At 62.9% G+C, this 23,015-nt stretch carries 17 protein-coding genes; 12 read left to right on the forward strand and 5 right to left on the reverse strand.

The window, feature by feature from the left end:
• Window positions 1-844: 844 nt before the first annotated feature.
• Entirely contained in the window at window positions 845-3,151 is a 2,307-nt protein-coding gene (locus tag BG57_RS02305) for a cytochrome P450/oxidoreductase (protein ID WP_035959906.1), read from the reverse strand.
• 148 nt (window positions 3,152-3,299) lie between these two features.
• Entirely contained in the window at window positions 3,300-4,640 is a 1,341-nt protein-coding gene (locus BG57_RS02310) for an Nramp family divalent metal transporter (RefSeq protein WP_035959908.1), read from the reverse strand.
• 159 nt (window positions 4,641-4,799) lie between these two features.
• On the opposite strand from BG57_RS02310, the gene BG57_RS02315 reads away from it, so the two are divergent.
• From BG57_RS02315 to rpoD, 5 genes are all read left to right on the forward strand, one after another.
• Window positions 4,800-6,782: a site-specific integrase gene (locus tag BG57_RS02315; protein WP_229753973.1), complete on the forward strand. Its 1,983-nt coding sequence runs from the start codon at window positions 4,800-4,802 to the stop codon at window positions 6,780-6,782.
• A 162-nt stretch (window positions 6,783-6,944) separates the two neighbouring features.
• Window positions 6,945-8,123 (forward strand): ParA family protein, encoded by a 1,179-nt coding sequence (locus tag BG57_RS02320; RefSeq protein ID WP_035960366.1) that lies wholly within the window; start codon window positions 6,945-6,947, stop codon window positions 8,121-8,123.
• Complete coding sequence (locus BG57_RS02325; RefSeq protein ID WP_035959912.1) at window positions 8,124-9,092, forward strand: ParB/RepB/Spo0J family partition protein; 969 nt, start codon at window positions 8,124-8,126, stop codon at window positions 9,090-9,092. It abuts the gene before it with no gap.
• Window positions 9,093-9,394: 302 nt separating this feature from the next.
• Entirely contained in the window at window positions 9,395-10,711 is a 1,317-nt protein-coding gene (locus tag BG57_RS31095) for a hypothetical protein (protein ID WP_052005578.1), read from the forward strand.
• 215 nt (window positions 10,712-10,926) lie between these two features.
• Window positions 10,927-12,930 carry an RNA polymerase sigma factor RpoD gene (rpoD, locus tag BG57_RS02335; RefSeq protein ID WP_035959914.1) on the forward strand — a complete coding sequence of 668 codons (2,004 nt, stop codon included), beginning with the start codon at window positions 10,927-10,929 and terminating at the stop codon, window positions 12,928-12,930.
• Between the two features lie 73 nt (window positions 12,931-13,003).
• On the opposite strand, the gene BG57_RS02340 is transcribed toward rpoD, so the two are convergent.
• Together BG57_RS02340 and BG57_RS02345 are read right to left on the reverse strand one after the other, a co-directional pair.
• Window positions 13,004-13,330, reverse strand: coding sequence for a hypothetical protein (locus BG57_RS02340; protein ID WP_035959916.1), 327 nt, complete (start codon window positions 13,328-13,330; stop codon window positions 13,004-13,006).
• Window positions 13,331-13,695: 365 nt separating this feature from the next.
• Window positions 13,696-14,400, reverse strand: a complete 705-nt coding sequence (locus BG57_RS02345) for a glutathione S-transferase N-terminal domain-containing protein (protein WP_035959918.1) — start codon at window positions 14,398-14,400, stop codon at window positions 13,696-13,698.
• 223 nt (window positions 14,401-14,623) lie between these two features.
• On the opposite strand from BG57_RS02345, the gene BG57_RS02350 reads away from it, so the two are divergent.
• Window positions 14,624-15,139 (forward strand): hypothetical protein, encoded by a 516-nt coding sequence (locus BG57_RS02350; RefSeq protein ID WP_035960368.1) that lies wholly within the window; start codon window positions 14,624-14,626, stop codon window positions 15,137-15,139.
• A 94-nt stretch (window positions 15,140-15,233) separates the two neighbouring features.
• Window positions 15,234-16,001 carry an SDR family oxidoreductase gene (locus tag BG57_RS02355; RefSeq protein ID WP_035959920.1) on the forward strand — a complete coding sequence of 256 codons (768 nt, stop codon included), beginning with the start codon at window positions 15,234-15,236 and terminating at the stop codon, window positions 15,999-16,001.
• A 19-nt stretch (window positions 16,002-16,020) separates the two neighbouring features.
• Here BG57_RS02355 and BG57_RS02360 read toward each other — a convergent pair whose 3' ends face one another.
• On the reverse strand, window positions 16,021-16,251 hold the full coding sequence (locus BG57_RS02360) for a hypothetical protein (protein WP_035959924.1): 231 nt from the start codon (window positions 16,249-16,251) through the stop codon (window positions 16,021-16,023).
• Between the two features lie 221 nt (window positions 16,252-16,472).
• Here BG57_RS02360 and BG57_RS02365 point away from each other — a divergent pair, with 221 nt between their 5' ends.
• The 5 genes from BG57_RS02365 (at window position 16,473) to BG57_RS02385 (ending at window position 22,931) form a co-directional block, all read left to right on the forward strand.
• The gene (locus tag BG57_RS02365; protein ID WP_035959926.1) at window positions 16,473-18,479 is read left to right on the forward strand and encodes a sigma-54-dependent Fis family transcriptional regulator; all 2,007 of its coding nucleotides are present in this window, start codon (window positions 16,473-16,475) and stop codon (window positions 18,477-18,479) included.
• Window positions 18,480-18,676: 197 nt separating this feature from the next.
• Window positions 18,677-19,762: an ATP-NAD kinase family protein gene (locus tag BG57_RS02370; protein ID WP_035959928.1), complete on the forward strand. Its 1,086-nt coding sequence runs from the start codon at window positions 18,677-18,679 to the stop codon at window positions 19,760-19,762.
• Entirely contained in the window at window positions 19,759-20,757 is a 999-nt protein-coding gene (locus tag BG57_RS02375; protein WP_035959930.1) for a thiamine pyrophosphate-dependent dehydrogenase E1 component subunit alpha, read from the forward strand. The genes BG57_RS02370 and BG57_RS02375 overlap by 4 nt, the downstream gene beginning before the upstream one ends.
• Window positions 20,758-20,784: 27 nt before the next feature.
• The gene (locus tag BG57_RS02380) at window positions 20,785-21,801 is read left to right on the forward strand and encodes an alpha-ketoacid dehydrogenase subunit beta (RefSeq protein ID WP_035959932.1); all 1,017 of its coding nucleotides are present in this window, start codon (window positions 20,785-20,787) and stop codon (window positions 21,799-21,801) included.
• Entirely contained in the window at window positions 21,801-22,931 is a 1,131-nt protein-coding gene (locus tag BG57_RS02385) for an acetoin dehydrogenase dihydrolipoyllysine-residue acetyltransferase subunit (RefSeq protein WP_035959933.1), read from the forward strand. Before BG57_RS02380 ends, BG57_RS02385 begins: the two co-directional genes overlap by 1 nt.
• The last annotated feature ends 84 nt before the right edge of the window (window positions 22,932-23,015 follow it).

The following is a 23,015-nucleotide window of genomic DNA, read 5'->3' on the forward strand; positions in this document are numbered from 1 at the left end:
GTACGCGCGGCCGATACGATCACTACGTCAGACATGTTTGATCCTCGTCGAACAACCAAGATAATTCCGAAGCCTGGTCCGGCCAGAACCGCCAGCCGGAGCGCTGCGCCCCAACAATAGAGTCCCGCACCAGGCGGGGCGTGAGAGGGCGCACGGCTGGAGCAGACTGGAGTTGTCTGCCCGGGCGGCGCCGCGCCTTGTTTCTAGGCGCGTTTGTGAAATCGGCGGGAACTGCCAGCCGACGTGGGTATGCAGCGATTCTTCAATGCCGATACCCACAGGTTAAAAGCTAACTACTTGGTCCATTTATATGGGCCTTTAATAAGCATCTCTCAGGTTAATCACCAGCCCTTCCCGCAGCCATGCCAATTGTGAATCGCAGCTATGCGTATTCGCAGCAGCGTAAACGCACGTTGTTTCAGCAGGGCTATAAGAAGATATTGGGTGAGACGGCTTGTGCGTCGCACCAACTGAAAGTTATTCTAAACGTAAACCATCGACAAAAATTTGCATATTTCTAGGTAATAACCCTAGTGACGGTACATTTTCCCGGCGCATTGATGCGAAGAACTTCGACGTCAATGGAACGTACGTACGGGCTAATGCCTGAATTCCGCGAAAAATTGCACGGGTGATATGAAGAATACGTGCGTTGTGCGAATTTAGGCAGTGAAAAAAATGCGCCATTAGGCGCGTCGTTAGTTCGTAGATTGCATTGGACACTTAATGTATCGGCGACAGTGAAAATCACCCGAGCATGGCTTAATGCGCGGTTGTGACGCAGGGATGAATCGGTTCCATTTATTGTTTCATCCCTGCGACGCTTAAAAGCGTGTGATCACAGTTAAAGCGCTAATACCAGTTTGGAACCTTTAGCGCGAGAACAACAGGCCATCATTCGCTGACTCGTTTGCCGCTCGCTGTTTGTCAGAACGAGATCGCGGTGATCGATATCTCCGTCGATCACGCGAACCTCGCACGATCCGCACAGCCCTTCTTCGCAGTCGCTTTGAACATCGACGTTGGCGCGACGCAGCGTCGCGAGCAGGGTCTCTCCGGCGGGCACGGTCAGCGTGAACCCGGAATCTTTCAGTTCGATGTCGAACGCGTGTTCCTGCGCGGGATCGAGCGTGCCGAGCTTCGCTTCGAAGTGTTCGATCTTCAGCGCATCGTCCGGCCAGGTGGCGCTCGCGGCGATGAGCGCGTCGAGCATCCGCGCCGGGCCGCATGCATAGACCTGGGTGCCCTCTTCGACGCGCAAGGCCGCGATATCGTTGCGCGCGCCCTCTTCCGATGCGAACACGCGCAGACGGTCGCCGTGCAGCGCGCGCATGTCGTCGAGCAGCGCCATTGATGCGCGTGAGCGTCCGCTGTAATGCACTTCATAGTCGATGCCCAGCTCGCGAGCGCGGCGCGCCATCGCGCTGATCGGCGTGATGCCGATGCCGCCCGCGATCAGCACGAGCTTGCGCGCGGTTTCATCGAGCCGGAAGTGGTTGCGCGGGCCGCGAATGCGCCACGACGCGCCGGGTTCCGCGTTGTCGTGGACCCACGCGGAACCGCCGCGGCTCGCGCTTTCGCGCAGCACGGCGATCTCGAACGCGCGGGCGTCGGCGGGATCGCCGCAGAGCGAATATTGGCGCGAGAGTCCGCTGTCGCCGCACAGCACGTCGATATGCGAGCCGGGCGTCCAGCGCGGCAACGGGCGGCCATCGGCGGAAACGAGCCGCACGCGCACGATGCGATCCGCGCACGCCGTCACCGATTCGACGACCACCGCGCGGCTCACCGCATGCGACGACGGCTCGCCGATACACACCGCCGCGCGCGCCTCGCGCACGGATGAATCGGTGCGCTCGGGGTTCATCGACGGGTCCCATTCGACGAACAGATGCTCCGGCCCGCGAAACGACGTGTTCGGCACGTAAGTGAAGCGCTGCTCGGCGAGCCGCATGTGCGGCAGGCGGCGCGTGAGCTCGTCGAGGAAGACCTGCATTTCCATGCGCGCGAGGTTTTTGCCCATGCACTGATGCGCGCCGTAGCCGAAGGTCAGTTGATCGCTGGCGTTTTCGCGCCGGATGTCGAAGAGGTCCGCGTCCGCGAATCGATGCTGATCGTGGTTCGCCGATGAAGTCACGATCAGCAGCTTCGCACCCGCAGGGATGTCGATGCCGCCGATCTTCACGTCCTTCGTCGCGAGCCGCCGCCAGGCCGCCACCGATCCGTTGTGCCGCAGGCACTCTTCGACTGCGTTCGGAATGAGCGCCGGGTCTTCGCAGATGTCGCGCCATGCGTCGGGATGCTGCAAGAGCAGCTTGATCGCATTCGCCGACGCGTTCGCCGTCGTTTCGTGCGCGGCGACGATGCCGGCCATCATCATCGAGTGGAGATACGAGTCAGTGACGACCTCGGGCAGTTCCTTCTGCTTGCGGATGCCGTACTGCATCCAGCCGTCGCCCGACGGGTCCTCGCGCATCTTGTCGAGCACTTTGCCCGCGTACTGCCAGAACTTGCCGACCGCGTGCGCGACCTGAACCTGTTCTTCGGGTTTCGGGCGGCCCCATGTGTTCACCGTATGCGCGATCGAATATTCGCGCAGCGTGTCCATATCCTCTTCGGGCACGCCGAGAAAATGCAGCGCGACAGTGAGCGGCACCTCCCACAGCATTTGGTCGACGAGATCGGCGCGGCCATCGTCGATGAACCGATCGACGTATTCGCGGGTGAGCGCGCGCACCATCGGCTCGTGGTGCGCGAGCGCCTCGGGCGTGAACGGGTCCATCAACGCGCGGCGGCGCGGCATGTGCGCGGGCTCGTCCTCGTTGACGAGCGTGCGGTTCAGCGCGAAGCCATACGACGCGAGGACCGCATTCGCTTCGGGGCCAGTGGGCGTGATCTTTTCGAGCGCAATCGACGGACTGAACGTGAGGTTGTCGCGGAAGATGGCTTTGATGTCGTCGTAACGCGTGACGACCCAGTAACCGAGCTTCGGACTGTAGAAGACCGGCTCCTGCTCGCGCGCCCAGCGCACGTATTCGGGCGGGTCTTGCTGATAGCCGTCGCTGAACGGGTCGAAGTCGGCGGCGCGCGTGCTCACCGGGCAGCCGGTTGGCGCGTTCACGTGGATGGGGCACTGGGCCGCGTCGGTCATTCAATGTCTCCTCTTATATATATAGATGGGTGCGTCGGACCGGCGTCGCTTCGGTCAACGCCCGGTTCGGCAAAGTTTCATCGATGAGCGTGGGCGAAGATCTTTCGACGAAGTCGCCGGCCATCGCGCGCGTCTGGATTTTCGCGAACTAGAAGAGCAGCGTATCGGCAAGCAGCTTTACGTTCAATACGATGATCACGCCCGTCACGAGCCAGGCGAGCGCGGCAATCCATCGGTTGATCGTAAAGACGCCCATCTTGCGGCGGTCGGACACGAAGCGCACCAGCGGGACGACGGCGAACGGCAGTTGCATCGACAGGATGACCTGGCTCAGGACCAATAGCTGGCCGGTGCCTTTTTCACCGTAGATCGCCGTGACGATCACCACCGGCACGATGGCGATCGCCCGCGTGATGAGCCGCCGCGCCCAGCTCGGCAGGCGGAGTCGGAGGAAGCCTTCCATCACGATCTGGCCGGCGAGCGTCGCGGTGACCGTCGAATTCAGTCCCGACGCAAGCAACGCGACGGCGAATAGCGTCGACGCGATCCCGAGTCCCAGCAAGGGCGACAGCAAGCGGAAGGCATCGCCGATCTCGGCGACTTCGTTGTGGCCGCTCGCGTGGAAGACGGCTGCGGCCACGATCAGGATCGCCGCGTTGATGAAAAGCGCGAGCGTCAGCGCGATAGTGCTGTCGATGGTCGCCCAGCGGATCGCATCGCGCCGCGCCTCGACCGACTGCCCGTAAGCGCGCGTCTGAACCACCGACGAGTGCAGATACAGGTTATGCGGCATGACCGTCGCGCCCAGGATGCCGATCGCGACGTACAACATCTCCCGGTTGGTGACGATCTGTGGCGACGGCACGAAGCCGCGCAGCACTTGCGCGATCGGCGGCGACGCGGCGACGATCTGCAACGCGAAACACACCGCGATGATGACCAACAGCGAGATGACGAAGGCTTCGAGCAGGCGAAAGCCTCTGTTGACAAGCAGCAGCAGGAGGAACGCGTCCAGCGCGGTCAACAACGCGCCCGCGATCAACGGAATGCCGAACAGAAGTTGCAAGGCGATCGCCGTTCCGATCACTTCGGCCAGATCGCAGGCGACGATTGCCGTCTCGCAGGCAATCCACAGCGCGAAGTTGACCGGCTTCGAGTAGTGATCGCGGCATGCCTGCGCGAGATCCCGCCCGGTCGCGACGCCGAGCCGGACGGCAAGCGCCTGCAGCAGAACGGCCATCAGGTTCGACAGCAGGATGACAGCGAGCAGCGTATAGCCGAACCTCGATCCCCCGGCGAGGTCGGTCGCCCAGTTGCCGGGGTCCATATAGCCGACCGAAATCATGTAGCCGGGACCGGCGAAGGCGAGAAAGCGCCGGAGCCATCCACCACCGACGGGCACCTTCACCGACGCGTACACCTCCGGCAGACTCGGGCGGAATTCATCGTTGCCCGGCTCTTTGTACGCGGGGCGTCGGGGGTCGCGCATCGGCACGTGCCTCCATCAGATTGCTCGGGAGAGTTGATCGGAATATGCTCCGCACGCGGCGAAGATTCAAGCGGGCGCTTTTGGAGCAGTGCCGGATCGTTCTGTCTGATAATCCGTCTTATCAGACGTAGCGATTTAGCTTGTCAAACTGGACTGTACTTGATAACCTCGCGCCAAATGACTGATAACAAAGGCAAAAACTCCATAGACGGACAACTTCGGGTGCACACGGCTGCACCGCTAAGACTTACGCGCCAGCATTTCGCACTTTATCGCGGTTATCTCGACGGCGTTTCCGAAGCGCAGCTTCACGCGTCGTACGGCGAAGCCGGGTCTGACGTCCGCAGCACTCGCCGACTCATCGCCGCATTGCGCGACACGCTCTCGGTGATGGCCCGCCGCACGCACGATGTCGAAGCGGCGCATCTGCTGCGATTGCGTCCGGGCAGCATTCCACCCTCGTCCGATACGCCTGCGCCTGAAACGCCGACGCTCGAAGCGTTCCGCGAGCGTAGCGATCCTGACGGCGTCTATAGCGAGTCCGAGCTGCTTGCGCTCTATAAGGAAGAGCATCGCGATAGCGTCTCAGCAGCGTCCGATCGACGCACGGCGCGCAACGCGCGGTTGCGGCGGCGGCAAGCGAACGCCCTCGCCCGCATGGAGGCGAGCCTCGTCCAGGATCCGAGTCAGGAGCATCCGATCGACGGATGGTTCGAGCCGGTCGTCACTGGCCGATTGGCGGCCGCCGGGTTGACGACTATCGCGGATCTCATCGCGCTGATCGAGCGGCGACGACATCGTTGGTATGCCTCCGTGCCGCGGCTCGGGCCTAAGGGCGCGCAGCGAATCGTCGATTGGCTGGTTCTGCACGCGGAGCCGCTTCGGCACACGCTTTCACCGCTTGCCCTCGTGCCTCGGCGGCAGTGGCGGAACGAACAGTTGTCCACCCGGCCGGCGGATTCGGATGTGGATGCCATCGTCGTCGCGCCTCTGGAGGCGCTGCGCGTGCCGCGGGCGCTCGACGGGTCGGCGGGCACTAACCGGTCGCCTATCGGTATCGGAAATCTGAACACGGACGTGGCCGCCATCAAGGCCTGGCTCGACGCACGCTCCGCCAGCGAGCACACGCGGCGGGCGTATCGGCGGGAAGCCGAGCGGCTGCTGCTTTGGGCGTTGATCGAAAAGGAAAAGCCGCTGTCGTCGCTCGACTCGGACGACTGTGCGCAGTTTGTAGCGGAGTTCTTGACGAATCCGCAGCCGGCAGAGCGGTGGATTTCAGGACAGCGCATCGAGCGATGCCTTCCCGGATGGAAGCCCTTCGCCGGTCCGCTTTCGGATCGGAGTCGTGAAACGGCGCGCGCCATTCTGAACGCAATGTTCGAGTGGCTGGTCGACAGCCGTTATCTGTCGACGAATCCGATGCAAGGACACGATCGCGTGGTGACTCCGCCGGCCTTCGACGCGAAGGAGCGCTCGCTCAATACTGAAGAATGGCAAGCCGTGCTTCGCTCCGCCACGCGGCCGCAGTACACGTTCGCCGAACACCGCGACCGCCTCGCCCTCCTCCTCGCCTACGCGACCGGCTTGCGGCGAGCCGAACTCGCGGAGGCCACGACGGACGCGCTATCGGTGGGTCGCTTACCCGGGATCGACACGCCGGTATGGCGGTTGAGCGTCGGTCAGACGACCGGGAAGCGTTCGATGAGGACTGTGCTCATACCGCCCGCAGTCATCGATGTCCTACTGGAGAACCTCTCACTCCGCGGACTTCCGAACCCGCTCGATTGTGCGGAAGGCACGCCCATCTTGGCTCAGAGCCGCGGAGGGCAAGCCATCACGCCGGACGGGATCGGTCGAATTATCAAAACCGCCTTCTCGAACGCGGCTGCCGAACTCGAATCGGGCGCCCCGGGCGCGGGCCGGCCGCTGGCACGCGCGAGCACGCATTGGCTGCGCCACACCCATTCGATACACGCACTGGCCCACGGCGCCAACCTGGCCGATGTGAGCAAAGGGCTCGGGCATGCTGACGCATCTACGACGGCGCTATACCTCCAAGATGAGGATGCCAGCCGTTTACTCGGAGTCGAACGGTTCATTCGCCGCACATTGGCGTTAGGAAACGCCTCGGAATCGGCTTAAGGCAGAGGTTTACGCGGCCGCAGCGTTGTAATATCGCCCTGCGAAGACTTCAGAGTTTACTTGAGGTTTACCGGTTGGCCGTTTATTCTTCGGTTTGCAGTATGTTTTCCACAAACCGAAGAATTATTTGCTTACCCAGGCCCGCCAGTGACCGCGAATTCCATGCTAAGCGCTCGGCTTCCCGAAGTCGACCAATCCGTTTCCATCGAAACGCTATTGGGGGTGGCCGCCCAAGCCACTGATATCCTCAACCAGATCCGCGATGCGATGTTGGAGCCGTATCCACGCAAGAGCGCTCCGACGTTCACGAGCGCGCAAGTTGCATCGCTTTGCGGAATCGATAAGCAGCGGTTTCAATACTTGACCACCAAGGGCGAACTGCCTGCGGGGACGTCGAAGGGCGCGGGCCGAAGCAAGGAATTCACGCTCGAAGAAGCGTTGACCTGGGTTCGGGCAACCAAGGAGCGCGTCCGTCGGCCGGAGGGTAAGCGCGGGCGCATTGTGACCGTCGCGAACTTCAAAGGCGGCGTCGCCAAAACCACGACGGCCGTGTCCGCTGCTCAGGCGTTGACGCTGCTGGGCCGGCGGGTGCTCGTGATCGACTGCGATCCTCAAGGAACAACGACGCAGCTTTGCGGATGGGCGCCCGACGCCGAGATTTCCGATGATCAAACGCTGCTGCCATTGATCTATGGCGATCAATCGACATTGCACTATGCCGTGCAAGAGACGTATTGGCACAACCTGGATCTCATACCCGCATCGTCGTCCCTCTTCGATGCGGAGTTCGAGATTCCGGCGAAGGTGCTGAACGACAGCACCTTCGAGTTTTGGGAAATCGTCCGGCGAGGCTTGATGCCGTTGACGGAGGAGTACGACGCTGTCGTCATCGATACGCCGCCCGCCCTCAGTTATCTGACCATTAACGCGCTGCTCGCGTCCGACGCGATTCTGCTGCCCTGCCCGCCCGAAGCACTCGACTTCGCCAGCTCGACTCAGTTTTGGCATCTCTTCGCCGACATCGCGAAGAAGTTGCCCGGCGTGCTCGAGCAGAAACGCTTCGACTTCGTCAACGTCATTCTTACGAAGGCCAAGTCGGACGACGTATCTCGCGTCGTCCGAGGATGGCTACAAAAAGCTTACGGCGATCGCGTGCTGCCCTTCGAGATTCCTGAATCGACCGTACCAAAGGGCGCATCGGCACAGCTTTCAACGGTATATGACCTGTCGAAGCCTGACGGGAGCACGGCGGCGTACAACCGTTTCAAGGAGCCGCTCGACCGGCTCGCAGAACATCTAGACGCGCAGTTCGTCCGCGCGTGGAATCAGGCGGAGGCGTAAATGGGCATCGGGGACAGGCTTCTCGCGAAAACCGCGAACATCGGCAGCAAACCGACTGAGCCGACGCAGCGCGCCACCGATTCGGAACCGCGCACGTCGCCCGGAAGGTTGATGGACGCGCAGCACCGGATTAACACCGCGCAGGCGCGAATCAAGGAACTCGAATCGCAACTCGAGGCGGGCGCGGCATTTGACGTGCAGTTGGACGCGCTTATCGAGGTCGACGGCAGACGGCGTAAGTTGACCGCCGAGCAGTTCCAGGAATTAAAAGCGAATCTCGCGAAGCATGCGCTCGCTACGCCGATTCTGATTCGACCGCTTTCAGAGGGTCGTTACGAGATCGTGGCGGGGCACAACCGGGTTGCGGCCTATCGTGAGTTGGGACGGAGCACGATTCGGGCGAACGTCGCCTCAATCGACGAGGGAGAGATTGAATTTGCAGCGTTCTTCTCCAACCTGCTGTCGCCGTCCCTCACGGATTTCGAGAAATACTGGAACTTCAAACGGCTTCAAGAGTTGAGCGGGCTTTCACGTACGGAAATCTCGGAAAGCGCGGGTCTCAGCAAGAGTCACGTAACGCGCATCTTCTCGTTCGATTCCCTGCCTGATGCTGCGAAGCAAGCGCTCGCGGTAAAACCGGAACGACTTGGAAGTAACGCCGCGCAGAAGCTCGCGGCTCTGGTCGAAGCTGGCAAGGCGGAGAAGGTCATAGAGGCCGTTCGTCGATTGGTCGACGACGAAACCTTTACGCAAGATAGAGCCGTTGCTTTCGCTGCCGAGAAGCCAAAGACCGTCGTGCCTAGCACAACGGTGATTCGCTCAGGTAGGAGGAAGGTCTGCGAGGTTTCGACGAGAAGCGGCGTCGTAGGCATTCGCTTCTACGACAAAGACTCGAACGAGGCGGAAGCGTGGGCACAGCGAATCGCGGATTTCATCAATAGATCGATCGACGAATCACCGCAGGATTGAGATCCTACTAGAGTTTCCAATGAAATCAGACGTTTAGCGACGCCAGATTTCGGCAAACAAAGAGGCTCTACTAGGAATCGCTTTAGAATCAACGACTAAGCAAATCAGCACCGAAGAGGTTGCCATGTAACGAACTTGCTTCAGAAAGACAAAAGCCTTCGGCGCCAACCGAAGGCTTTTGAATTCGGGCTTCACTGCTGCTTGCCCGTCCGCTTCCCGACGCCAATCGGGTCACGAGCTACACAACTCGAAGTTTAGCGGATAGCGATCGGCAGTCAAGCGTTTGTCCTCCATTTTTCGAAATGGATGCACTTGACATGCATATCGCGCAACTTTCCGTTGCAGGCGAGGTAGTTTTTCGCCCGCAAGTCCCACAAGACCGACCTGATCGCGGGGATCAGCAAGCCCTCGACGAGTACGCTTGCGACCGCTCAAATCTTCCGTGGATCATCTTCAGAGCCGCTCACCGAGCGAACCATTTGTCCGCCCTGCCCGCTCGCGCTCGGGCGGTTCTCGCCGCATTGGCGCGGACCGTCGACGCAGCCCGCCCGTTCGCTGCCATTTTCGCCCGACGCGAACTCTTGACCGGACGCGCTCTTCAGTCGATGCGCACGTTCTATCGCAGCCTGGACGACCTCGAATCGTCCGGCTTTATCACGAGACCGCCTCAAGGTCGATATGGCGGCGCCGGACTTTTCGGGCGCGCATATCTGCATCTGACGCATAAGGCAGCAGTTCTCCTCGGCTTGGTCGATGAGCAGACTCGCCCCACCGAGGCTGAAGCCGGGACTCAGGAGGACGCCTCTCCCCAAGCCCACGCCGTTTTTTTGAGTACACCGTCTGTCAGCGTGGCAGACGGCGCTATATATAAGGATCTAAACCCTTCTACTCAAAAGAGACAACCAGGACGCCTCCCCGCGGACCTCCAGCGCCTCATTGGACTGGGATTTCGAGAATTCTTAATCTTCAAACTCATGGCCGAAGCGCGGTCGCAGGGCAAGCGGCTCTCTGACGTCGTAGAAGCGGCGTGGGAACATCTTCGACGCGCCACCCATCCGATCAGCTATCTTCGGACCCTCCTACGCGCCCCGGTCGATTTCGCGTACAGAGTTCACAGCAAGCGACTTGAAGCGGCAGAGCGCGACACCGTGTCTGCTCAGAACGCACAGGATCAATCCGCAATCCGCGCGCTGGCAGGGCGAGCATTCGCGAGCGACGACCAACTAAGGCGTTACGTCGTTGCCGACGACGCCAAGACGGTCACCGTGCATCATCGCGACGAACCACGTCCTCGCGTGCATGCAGGCGAGTGGGCACGCGATTTCCTCGCGGCTTTGCGGACCGGACGGATCGTCGAAGTAGATCGCAACGCAACGCTTCAAGGACGTACGTCTGTATCGCGCATCGCGAACGATGAACTGATGCCCGGAACAAGCGCGAACAACGCCGCTCGCAACCTAGGCGCTCTGAAGCATTTCCTTCGATTGAAAATAGCCGGCGTCGTCACCACATCCGAACCAAGCGGAGAGGGAAGCGCTTCTAACCAAGCAAGGGGCAACATTCCCGAGCAGCACAGTGGGGCGGGCACTGTTCCCCGCACCGACTTCGTCTGTAAATAAACCTGCTGCGTCGCAACAAACCCTGATATACTCTAAGGTTGCGTCTCTGGCGCTTTGTAATTTCGCGATCCACGCCCCTAGCGTGGCTTGCGCGCTTTGCTCGATGCGATTCTCAGCAAGCCGTCCGTGATCGAAGCTGTTGTCGATATTACGCGGGCTGTCACGCCTGCTCCCGGGGAACTGTCATCGCCGAGCAAACCTGTCGAGGAGAAAGTATGGCAAGTTTTGATCGGGAAGATTCGGAGCTGGATATCGTCGCGCCGGCGCGCAGGTCAGCGGGACGCAAGGCGGGTAAGAGCAAGGGCCAGGCCGGCACGATGCAGCCCGATGTCGTCATGACGGCGGAGCAAGACGAAGAGCGTCAGCGTCAGATGCGCGCGTTGATTCAACTCGGCAAGGAGCGTGGTTACCTCACGCATGCCGAAATCAACGATCACCTGCCGGACAACTTCGCACAAACCGCGGCGATGGAAACCATCGTCAGCACGTTCAACGACATGGGCGTCGCGGTGTACGAACAGGCGCCCGACGCAGAAACGCTGCTGCTGAGCGACAACGCACCCGCCGTGGTAGCAGACGAGCAGTCGGAAGAGGAAGCGGAAAACGCGCTTTCGACCGTCGACTCGGAATTCGGCCGCACGACGGACCCCGTACGCATGTACATGCGCGAAATGGGCGCGACCGAGCTGCTCACGCGTGCCGGCGAAATCGCGATTGCGAAGCGCATTGAAGACGGTTTGCACGAGATGATCCAGGCGATCGCCGCGTGTCCGTCGACGGTCGGCACCATCCTCGCGGACGCCGCACTCGTCGAATCCGGCGAGATGAAAATCGACGACCTCGTCGACGGGTTGAAGGAAGACGACACGGTAGAGGAAGATATTTCGGTTTCCGAAACAACGGAGTCGACCGATATCGATACGGACACCGATGAATCGGACAGCGACGACGAAGAGGACAGCGACCTCGAAGGCGGCGATGCCGGCGCGTCGAACGAAGCGCGCCTCAAGCAGTTGAAGGCCGATTGCCTCGAAATTTTCGCACGTGTACGTGATCTCGCCGAACAAGCGAGCAATCCTAAGGGAACGGGCGCGGCAGCGACCAAGGCAGTCGAGCGCGCACGCAGCGAAATTCAGCGCGAACTGGGTTCGATCCGTTTCACCGCGAAGACCATCGACCGCTTGTGCGCGGACGTGCAACAACAAGTCGCGCGAGTTCGCGAAATCGAACGCCGCGTTCTGCAAATCGCGGTCGATCGTTGCGGCATGCCGCGCGACAAGTTCGTCGAATCGTTCCCGGGTCACGAGACCGATCTCGAATGGACGGCGCGCACGGCGGCGGCTTCGCGTCAATACGGCGCGTCGCTCGAGCGCAGTTTGCCCGCGATTCAAGCCGAACAGCAGAAACTGATCGACATCGAAGGCGTCGTTGCATTGCCGTTGCAGCAGTTGAAGCAGATCAACCGTCAGATGACGGCGGCCGAGCTGAAGATGCGTCAGGCGAAGCGCGAAATGATCGAGGCGAACCTGCGTCTCGTCATCTCGATCGCGAAGAAGTACGTCAATCGCGGCATGCAGTTCCTGGACCTGATTCAGGAAGGCAACATCGGTTTGATGAAGGCGGTCGACAAGTTCGAATATCGTCGCGGCTGGAAGTTCTCGACGTATGCGACGTGGTGGGTGCGTCAGGCCGTGACGCGCTCACTGGCCGATCAGGCTCGCACGATTCGCGTGCCGGTTCACATGATCGAAACGATCAACAAGCTGAACCGCATTTCGCGCGAAATTCTGCAGCAGACCGGTATGGAAGCGCATCCGTCGGTGCTGGCCGAGCGCATGGAAATGCCTGAAGAGAAGATTCGCGGCATTCTGAAGATCGCGAAGCAGCCGGTGTCGCTGGAAACGCCCGTCGGTGAAGACGCCGACGCCACGCTCGGCGACATGATCGAAGACCAGGGCGCGGCTTCGCCTGCTGATGCCGCCGTGCACGCGAACATGCGCGCCGCAATCGACGATGCGCTCAACGCGCTGTCGCCGCGCGAAGCGAAGGTTTTGCGCATGCGCTTCGGTATCGATACGGCTTCGGACTACACGCTCGAAGAGCTGGGCAAGCAGTTCGACGTGACGCGCGAGCGTATCCGTCAGATCGAAAGCAAGGCGATGCGCAAGCTGATGCATCCGAGCCGGGCCGACAAGCTGCGTCCGTTCCTCGATCGCTGATTTCCGACGCTTCTTCGGGCAGCGACAAGCGTGCCGTCCCTCTGGGCGGCACGCTTTTTTTTCGCCCCGCGATTCAGCCGCGCGCAGCACCCTTCGGCGACGCGGTCGCCGAGCACGCTTGCAACGCGACGATCGCCTTACGCGCCAGGCTCAGCGTCTCTTCGCACGCGCGCTTGTTCGCGAAGATCGCACATCCGCCGCCCGCGTTGATCTTCGATACGGCGCCGCGCACCTTGTCCAGCGCCCCTTGCGGCGAACCGCTGTCCTTGATGATCGCGGCGATGTTAAAGGCGCTGCCGGCATCGGTCTCGACGTAGCCCGGACAGTCCGCGTGCGCGGAAACGCCGATGACGAGCAGTGCGACGGCAGCCGATAAGTAACGAGAGGGAAGGGCGATCATGGCGTCGGTGTCCGTTACCGCATCGCTTGTGAAGGCGCTCAGGCGTCGCGTTGTTGTCCACAGAAAAGTTGGACAAGCATGTGGATATCCTGAGCATCGCCGGGCCAACGCGTTGATGCGAAACGCATTTCGCCCGCCGTGCGAATTACGCGCGTCCGCTCATTGTGAACCAATCGAGCGGGCCGGGTAGGGCGGTCAAAATCCGGCACACCCGAGGCGATGTGCAGCGCATCCTTGTCCACAGAAATTGTTCACAAGCGTGTCGATATCCTGAGCATCGCCGAGGCAACACGTTGAAGCACAACGTATTTCACCGTGCGTGCGAATTCGGCACAGCAACGTGGACGCCGCCAAACCGCACAGCATCAAACCCGCCGAGGAATCTCCAACCCGCGCTGCACGGCCGGCCGCGCCAAGAACGCATCCAGCACTCGCTGCACATTAGCGAACTGGTCGAACCCGACCAACTCGCGCGCCTCATAGAACCCCACGAGATTGCGCACCCACGGAAAAACAGCGATATCCGCGACGCCGTACTCGTCGCCCATGATCCACTCGCGCCCTGCGAGACGTCCGTCGAGCACGCCCAGCAGCCGCTTCGATTCCGCAACGTAGCGATCACGCGGCCGCTTGTCCTCGTAGTCCTTGCCGGCAAATTTGTGGAAGAACCCGACCTGCCCGAACATCGGACCGATGCCGCCCATCTGGAACATCAGCCACTGAATCGCTTCGTAGCGTCGCGCCGGATCGCGTGGCAGAAACTGACCGCTCTTGTCCGCGAGATAGATGAGAATCGCGCCCGACTCGAAAAGCGCGAGCGGCTCGCCGCCCGGCCCGTTCGGATCGATGATCGCCGGGATCTTGTTATTCGGATTCACCGATAGAAACTCGGGCGACGTCTGATCGTTCTGATCGAAGCGCACGAGATGCGGCTCGTACGGCAAGCCGGTCTCTTCGAGCATGATCGACGCCTTCACGCCGTTGGGCGTCGGCAGCGAATAGAGCTGAATGCGATCGGGGTGTTGCGCCGGCCATTTGCGGGTAATCGGAAAGTCGGAGAGTGTGGGCATACGTCGATCCTGTATGAATGAATCGCTCAATATAACCACTTCGGGGCCGGAACGCTGACGGAGCGATTGCCCGCTGACACGTCCTTTGTAGCAATGACGTGGTGGCGCGAATCAACGGACAGCCTTGAAAGCCGAGTCTGCTGGCTCGCAAATTGCATCAAGCGCGGTGCATCAAACAGAGCCGGTCCACGACCGCAACCTGACAACCGTGTTTGCCGCTGCCATGAAAAACTTTCCTCTCGCAAGGTCCATCACGCTGGCTGCCGTGGCTGGCGTTCTAGGAAGTCTCGGTCTCGTTTCGCCCGGCACGAGCCAGGCGCATCCGCTCGAAAGCCAGCTCGATTGTCAGTCGAGCGCGCACCGCTTCGTTGCGCCGCTGCGCGACGAGCGCTACATCGACGCCACGCCGATGCGCGTCGAAGCCAACTCCGTCAACGCTTTCAAGCCGACGCACGGCAGCGACCTCACCGCCTATGGCTTCCGCGTCTACGCGGTGCTCGGCTACGAACACGGCGACGCGATGTTCAAGCAGGGCTCCGGCCAGCCCATCAACGATTCCGCTTACGGCGTCGTTGTGATGGGTTCGAAGGACAACGTCGAAGCGCGCGTGCGCGAGGCCGGCAGCACGGCGGTCGTCCATGAGGTCGTGCCGATGCTGATGACCGCCGTCTTCTGCGACGGCAGCGCGCTGCGCAACACGGCGGGCACGATTCAGGCCGATGCGTCGACCAGTCACTGAAACGGCGTTGCAAGGGATTTCGTCGATAATGTTCTCCCGATCGCGATAACGACCGCGCGCACAGTCGCGCGGACACCAACAGGAGAACGGAGACATGCCCGAGGCAACCAACACATCTTCACGCATCGCAATCGTCACGGGAGCGGGCAGCGGCATCGGCCGCGCGGCGGCGCTGGCACTGCTCGCGGACGGCTGGTCCGTCGTGCTCGCGGGCCGGCGCGCCGCGCCCCTCGACGCTGTCGTCGCCGAAGCGGACGCGGGTGAGCGCGGATACGCCGTGCCGACCGACGTCGCCGATCCCCACTCCGTCGAGCGGCTTTTCGCGGCGGCGGTCGAGCGCTTCGGCCGAGTCGACCTGCTGTTCAACAACGCGGGCGTGAGCAATCCGCCCGGCCCGTTCGAAGACTGGACGCCCGAGCAATGGCAGGGCGTCGTCAACGTCAATCTGAACGGCATGTTCTACTGCCTTCAGCAAGCGTTCCGCACGATGCGCGCGCAGACGCCGAAGGGCGGCCGCATCATCAACAACGGATCGATTTCGGCGAGCGCGCCGCGCCCGAACTCGGCGGCCTATACCGCGACGAAGCACGCGGTCGCCGGCCTGACGAAATCCGCGTCGCTCGACGGCCGCAAACACGACATCGCGGTCGGACAAATCGACATCGGCAACGCGCTCACCGAGTTGTCGGAGCGCATGTCGCGCGGCGTGCCGCAGGCGAACGGCGAGATCGCCATCGAACCGATGATGGACGTGAAAATCGTCGGCCAGTCCGTGCTCTACATGGCGAATCTGCCGCTCGAGGCGAACGTCTTGTTCCACACGGTGATGGCGACCAAGATGCCGTTCGTCGGACGCGGCTAAGCGTTCGCCGCTGCCCGTCCTATTCGGTGCGATACCAGACGCGAATGCCCGAGTACCAATGGCTGACGCTGGTATCGTCGCCGGCGCCGAACGTCGAAAGACTCTCCACGTTCAACACGTCGATGCGATGTTCCGCAATCCACCGGTTCGCGCGTTCGACGAGCGCCGCGCCGTTCTCGTACACGTTACCCTTGATGAGGTGATGCTGCACCACCTGGCGCTCGAAGTCTTCATAGGCGATCTTCGTCATCGGTCGTCTCCTTGTCGTGGGTATCGCGCGATAGCCATCCGGCCCTGCCGCAGCGCAGCAAGCCCGGCGCATGACGCGTCCTGCCGATTCGAGCATCATATGGCCTGAACGACGCCGCGCGCGGACGGGCTGGCCCCGTGTTTTCCCGACATCGCGCGGTGCGAGACGACGCATCACCAAAAATAAAAGCGCGTCGGCAGGAGACACCCAAGGAGAGCACGATGGACATGCGGCAACGCGAGCACATCGAGGCGGTCGTCGCGGCGACTACGCGGGCGCAAGTTTTGGCGCCGGCACGCACGCACGAGGGCATCATCCAGAGTTCGTGGCGGCGTTGCGTGCATCAGTACGGACTCGATCCGTCGCGCATGCAGGAAGCGCGCATCCTGCCGCAGACGCGGCTGCGCGAGCATCAGCAGCGCATCGACGATTTCGCGCGCATCGCGCGTCACGGCCTGCAGACCTTGTACGGGCAGGTCGCGGGCATGGGCTACGTCGTGCTGCTCACCGATGCGCTTGGCGTGACGGTCGACTATCTCGGCGACGCCAATACCGATGCCGCGCTGCGCCGCGCAGGCCTCTATCTCGGCGCGGAGTGGAGCGAGACCGGCGCGGGCACGTGCGCGGTCGGCACCGCGCTTGCAACCGGGCAGGCGCTGACTGTTCATCAGGTTGATCATTTCGACGCCACGCATATTCCGCTCACGTGCACCGCCGCGCCGCTCTTCGATTCACACGGCACGCTCGCCGCAATCCTCGACATCTCCGCGCTCTCCTCGCCGCAACCGCGCGACAGCCAGCATCTGGCGCTGCAACTCGTGCGCATCTACGCGCGGCACATCGAGAACGCCAACTTCTTGCGCGCGCATCGGCAGGACTGGATTCTCAAGCTGCATACGTCGCCCGAATTCGTCGATGTCGACCCGGAATATCTGATCGCGCTCGATGCAACCGGGCGCGTCGCCGGGCACAACCGGCGCGCGCACGAGATGCTCGCGGCGGAGATGGGCTGGCCGCTTGCGCCGCTGTCTCCGGGCGAGGCGCCCGCGTCGCTGATCGGCGTGCGCTTCGATGCGCTGTTCGATGCGCGTATCGAAGATCTGGGGCGCTTCGTCTATTCACGCCCGAGCGAACTGCGCGCGGCGCCGCTCGCGCGAAGCGGCGCGCTGCTTTATCTCAGCGCGATGCCGCCCGCGCCGTGCGTGACACCGGCAGCGAGCGCAGGCGGCAGCGCAACTCGAAGCGCCGAGCTTCCCGCGCCGCTCGCCGCACTGTCGGGCGGCGATGTCACGCTCGCGCGCCAGCTCGAACGCGCCGCGAAGCTCGTCGATTCGCCGATCAACCTGCTCGTCAACGGCGAGACGGGCAGCGGCAAGGAGTATTTCGCCAAGGCGCTGCATCGCGCGAGCGCACGGCGCGCGGGGCCGTTCGTCGCGGTAAATTGCGCGGCGATTCCGGAGACGCTCATCGAAAGCGAATTGTTCGGACACCTGCCGAACAGCTTTTCCGGCGCGGGCGCGAAGGGCAAGCGTGGGCTGATTCAGGAAGCCGACGGCGGCACGCTCTTTCTCGATGAAATCGGCGACATGCCGCGCGAGCTGCAATCGCGCTTGCTGCGCGTGCTGGCCGAAGGCGAAGTGCTGGCGATCGGCGCGTCGCGGCCCGTATCGGTCGATGTGCGGGTGATCTCCGCGACGCATCATTCGCTCGACACGCTGATGCGCGAAGGCCGCTTCCGCGAAGACCTTTACTACCGGCTCAATGGCGCGCGCTTCGCGCTGCCGCCGCTGCGCGAGCGAACCGATCTCGACTGGCTGATCCGCAAGTTTCTCGACGCCGATACCGCGCACGGTGCAGTCACGCTGTCGCCAGCGGCGCGGGAGCGTCTGCATCGGCATGAATGGCCGGGAAACCTGCGCGAGCTGTGCAATGTGCTGCGATATGCGCGGGCAGTCTGCTCGCACGGAACGATCGATATCGACGATTTGCCCGAGGGCTTCGGCGCGCCTGCGCCGGCGGCGGACACGCGTGCGCAGCAACCCGCCGACGACTTCGATACGCATCGCCTGCCGCCCGAAGGCATGCTGCTGATGCAGTACCTGCGCGCCGCAAGCTGGAACCTCAGCGCGGTGGCGCGGCAGATCGGCGTCAGCAGGATGACGCTTTACCGGCGGATGGAGCGATACGGCATTCGCTCGCCCAACCAGCGGGACGCGGCCGGGCGATAAAGCACGCCGCCCGATACGACACGCCGCCCGATACGACTGTCCACTTCCGCGATACACCTGCGCTGTGACACCTGTCACGCGGGTGCGGTGCATTGCCTGGCTTTGCCCCGTGGCAACGGCCTCTGGCGCATTGGCATATCCCTTGCCTTGATCCGCGCCACGACGATTCCAAAGCAGAGCACTCAGGAGACACAGGCATGCGTGATAGCGCGAAGGCCGGGCCGCCGCTCGTCGGCATCATCGCGAATCCCGTATCGGCGCGTGACATTCGCCGCGTGATCGCCAACGCGAACAGTCTGCAACTCGCGGATCGCGTGAATATCGTGCTGCGGATTCTGTCGTCGCTTGCGGCGTGCGGCGTGCCGCGCGTCGTGATGATGCCGGACCGCGAAGGCCTCAAGGTCATGCTCCAGCGGCATCTCGCACGACGGCAAGGCCCCGACGCCACGCTGCCCGCCGTCGATTTCCTCGACATGCCCGTGACCGCGCGCGTCGACGATACCTTCCGCGCCGCGCGCATGATGCGCGACGCGGGCGCCGATGCGCTCATCGTGCTCGGCGGCGACGGCACGCATCGCGCGGTGGTGCGCGAATGCGGCGCGGTGCCGCTCGCGGGTCTGTCGACCGGCACGAACAACGCGTTCCCCGAGATGCGCGAGCCGACCATCTCCGGTCTCGCGGCGGGCCTCTACGCAACCGGCCGCATTCCGGCAAGCGAAGCGCTCGTCGCGAACAAGCGGCTCGACATCGACATCCGCGACCAGAACGGCGAGCTGCGCCACGACATCGCGCTGGTGGATGCGGTCATTTCGCGCGAGCACTTCATCGGCGCGCGGGCGCTCTGGAAGATCGACACGCTCGCCGCCGTCTATGTGTCGTACGCCGATCCGCAGGCGATCGGCATGTCGGCGATCGCCGGTCTGCTCGAGCCGCTCGGCCGTCACGAGCCGGGCGGTCTTGCCGTCGAACTGGCGACGCCCGGCGACGGCGAATTCGACTTGCACGCGCCGATCGCGCCCGGCCTGACCGAGCCCGTGCCGATCGCGAACTGGCAGCGCCTGACCGATGGCGTGCCGCATCGCGTGAAGCAGCGCGCGGGCATCGTCGCGCTCGATGGCGAACGCGAACTCGCCTTCAACGCCGGCGACGAAGTGACCATCACGCTGCGCGAAAACGCCTTCCGAAGCATCGATGTCGCCGCGTGCATGCGTTACGCGGCGCGCGCCGGGCTCATGCGTCGAAGCACCACCGTTGTTCAACCAGTCGAAAGGAGACAGCAATGACAGCGTCGCAACAGCATGCGGGCGGCTTGCCTTTGTCGAAAGACGAGCTGCTGGCGGTCTATCGCAAGATGCGCACGATCCGCGATTTCGAAGAGCGTCTGCACGTCGATTTCGGACGCGGCGACATCCCCGGCTTCGTGCATCTGTACGCGGGCGAAGAGGCGGCCGGCGTCGGCATCATGCATCACCTGAACGATGGCGACCGCATCGCGAGCACGCATCGCGGCCACGGACACTGCATCGCGAAAGGCGTCGATCCCGTCGCGATGATGAAGGAGATCTACGGCAAGAAGGGCGGTTCGTGCAACGGCAAGGGCGGCTCCATGCACATCGCGGATCTGTCCCGGGGAATGATGGGCGCGAACGGCATTCTCGGCGCGGGCGCGCCATTGATCTGCGGCGCGGCGCTCGCGGCGAAGTTTCGCGGCAAGGGCGAAGTGGGCATCACCTTCACGGGCGACGGCGCGTCCAATCAGGGCACCTTTCTCGAAAGCATGAACCTCGCGGCGGTGTGGAACCTGCCGGTGATCTTCGTGATCGAGAACAACGGCTATGCCGAGTCGACGGCGCGCGATTACGGCACCGCCGTCGATAGCTACGTGGACCGCGCGGCGGGCTTCGGCATTCCCGGCGTGACGGTGGATGGCACCGACTTCTTCGCCGTCCATGAAGCCGCGGGCGAAGTGATCCGCCGCGCGCGCGAAGGCGGCGGCCCGGCGCTGCTCGAATGCAAGATGATCCGCTTCTACGGCCACTTCGAAGGCGATGCGCAGACCTATCGCGCGCCCGGCGAACTCGACGATATCCGCTCGAACAAGGACTGCCTCAAGAAGTTCGCGCACGCGGTGACGAACGCCGATGTGATCTCGCCCGCCGAACTCGACGCGATCGACCGCGACGTCGCCGCGTTGATCGACCGCGCGGTGCAGGAAGCAAAGGACGCGCCGCTGCCCACCGCCGCCGATCTTCTCACCGATGTCTACGTGAGCTACTGAACCGCCGACAACAAGGAGACAACCATCATGGCCCGCAAACTGAGCATGAAGATGGCGATCAACGAAGCCATCGATCAGGAAATGACCCGCGATCCGAGCGTGATCGTGCTGGGCGAGGACATCGTCGGCGGTGCAGGCGCGGACGGCGAGAAAGACGCGTGGGGCGGCGTGCTCGGCGTGACGAAGGGACTGTACGCGAAGCACGGCGACAGGCTGCTCGACACGCCGCTGTCGGAGTCCGCGTACGTGGGCGCGGCGATCGGCGCGGCGGCGTGCGGCATGCGCCCGATCGCGGAGCTGATGTTCATCGACTTCATGGGCGTGTGCTTCGACCAGATCTTCAATCAGGCCGCCAAGTTCCGCTACATGTTCGGCGGCCGTGCCGAAACGCCGGTCGTCATCCGTGCGATGGTCGGCGCGGGCTTTCGCGCGGCGGCCCAGCACAGCCAGATGCTGACGCCGATATTCACGCACATTCCCGGCCTCAAGGTCGTGTGCCCGTCGACGCCATACGACACCAAGGGCCTGCTGATCCAGGCGATCCGCGACAACGATCCGGTCATCTTCTGCGAGCACAAGAACCTGTACGGCTTCGAAGGCGAAGTGCCGGAGAACTCGTATGCGATTCCGTTCGGCGAAGCGAACATCGCCCGGGACGGCAAGGACGTGTCGATCGTCACGTATGGACTGATGGTGCATCGCGCGCTCGACGCGGCGGCGACGCTCGCGAAAGAAGGCATCGAAGCGGAAGTGGTCGATCTGCGCACGCTGTCGCCGCTGGATATCGACACGGTGCTCGAAACGGTGGAGAAAACGGGGCGGCTCGTCGTCGTCGATGAAGCGAATCCCCGCTGCAACATCGCCACCGATATTTCCGCGCAAGTCGCGCAGCAGGCGTTCGGCGCGCTGAAGGCGGCCATCGAAATGGTGACGCCGCCGCATACGCCGGTGCCGTTTTCGCCGACGCTCGAAGACCTGTATATCCCGAGCGCCGCGCAGATCGCCGACGCCGCTCGCAAGACCATGAAAGGAGGCAAGCACTGATGTCCGCAATCACACCGATCGTGATGCCCAAATGGGGCTTGTCGATGAAGGAAGGCACGGTGAACGAGTGGCTCGTGGAAGAGGGCGCGCAGATCACCGTCGGCATGCCGATTCTCGACGTCGAGACCGACAAGATCGCCAACGCCGTCGAAGCGCCGGACGCCGGCTTGTTGCGACGCCGGGTCGCGTCCACCGGCGATACGCTGCCGGTGAAGGCGCTGCTCGGCGTGCTCGCGCCGGCTGAAGTGAGCGACGCCGATATCGACGCCTACGTCGCTTCGTACGTCACGCCCGCCGACGAGGAAGGCGAGGGCGAAGAGGCGGCGTCGGCGTATCACTTCGTCGATGTCGACGGCATTCGCGTGCGCTACGCGGCGCGCGGCGGCGACGATGCAAGCAAGCCTGCGGTGCTCTTCATTCACGGCTTCGGCGGCGATCTCGACAACTGGCTCTTCAATCTCGATGCGCTCGCCGAGCGCAACCGCGTGTTCGCGCTCGATCTGCCGGCGCACGGACAATCGACGCCGCGTCTCGCCGGGACGACGCTGCCCGAGCTCGGCGCGTTCGTCGCGCGCTTCATGGATGCGGTGAATCTCGACCGGGCGCATCTGGTCGGCCATTCGCTGGGCGGCGGCATTGCGGCGCAACTCGCAGTCGATGCACCGGAGTGCGTGTCGTCGCTGGCGCTGATATCGCCGGCCGGCTTCGGCGATGAAGTCAACAACGCGTACACCGATGGCTTCGTCAACGCGCAGTCGCGTCGGGAGCTTAAGCCGGTCGTCGAGTTGCTGTTTGCCGATCCTGAACTCGTGAGCCGTCAAATGCTGGACGACCTGCTGAAGTACAAGCGGCTCGACGGCGTGAGCGAAGCGTTGACGGCGCTCGGCGGCGCGCTGTTCGCGGGAGGGAAACAGAGCGCGCAGCCGGGACGTGATCTGGAGGCGACGGGCAAGCCGCTGCTCGTGATATGGGGCGGGCAGGATCGCATCATCCCGTCGCGGCACGCGGAAAACGCACCAAAGAACGCGACCGTGCGCATTTTCGACGACGCCGGGCACATGAGCCAGATGGAGAAGGCGAACGAAGTGAACGCGTTGTTGAAGGAGCATGTGCAACGCGCCGCAAGCTGAACGGCGCACTTCGCGTGCATTTGGCCGCCGCCGCCGTTCTTCGCTACCATGCGGATAGCGTCGATGGCGGCGCGGCCAACCATC

Source organism: Caballeronia grimmiae, assembly GCF_000698555.1.
In the GTDB taxonomy this organism is placed as follows: Bacteria; Pseudomonadota; Gammaproteobacteria; order Burkholderiales; family Burkholderiaceae; genus Caballeronia; species Caballeronia grimmiae.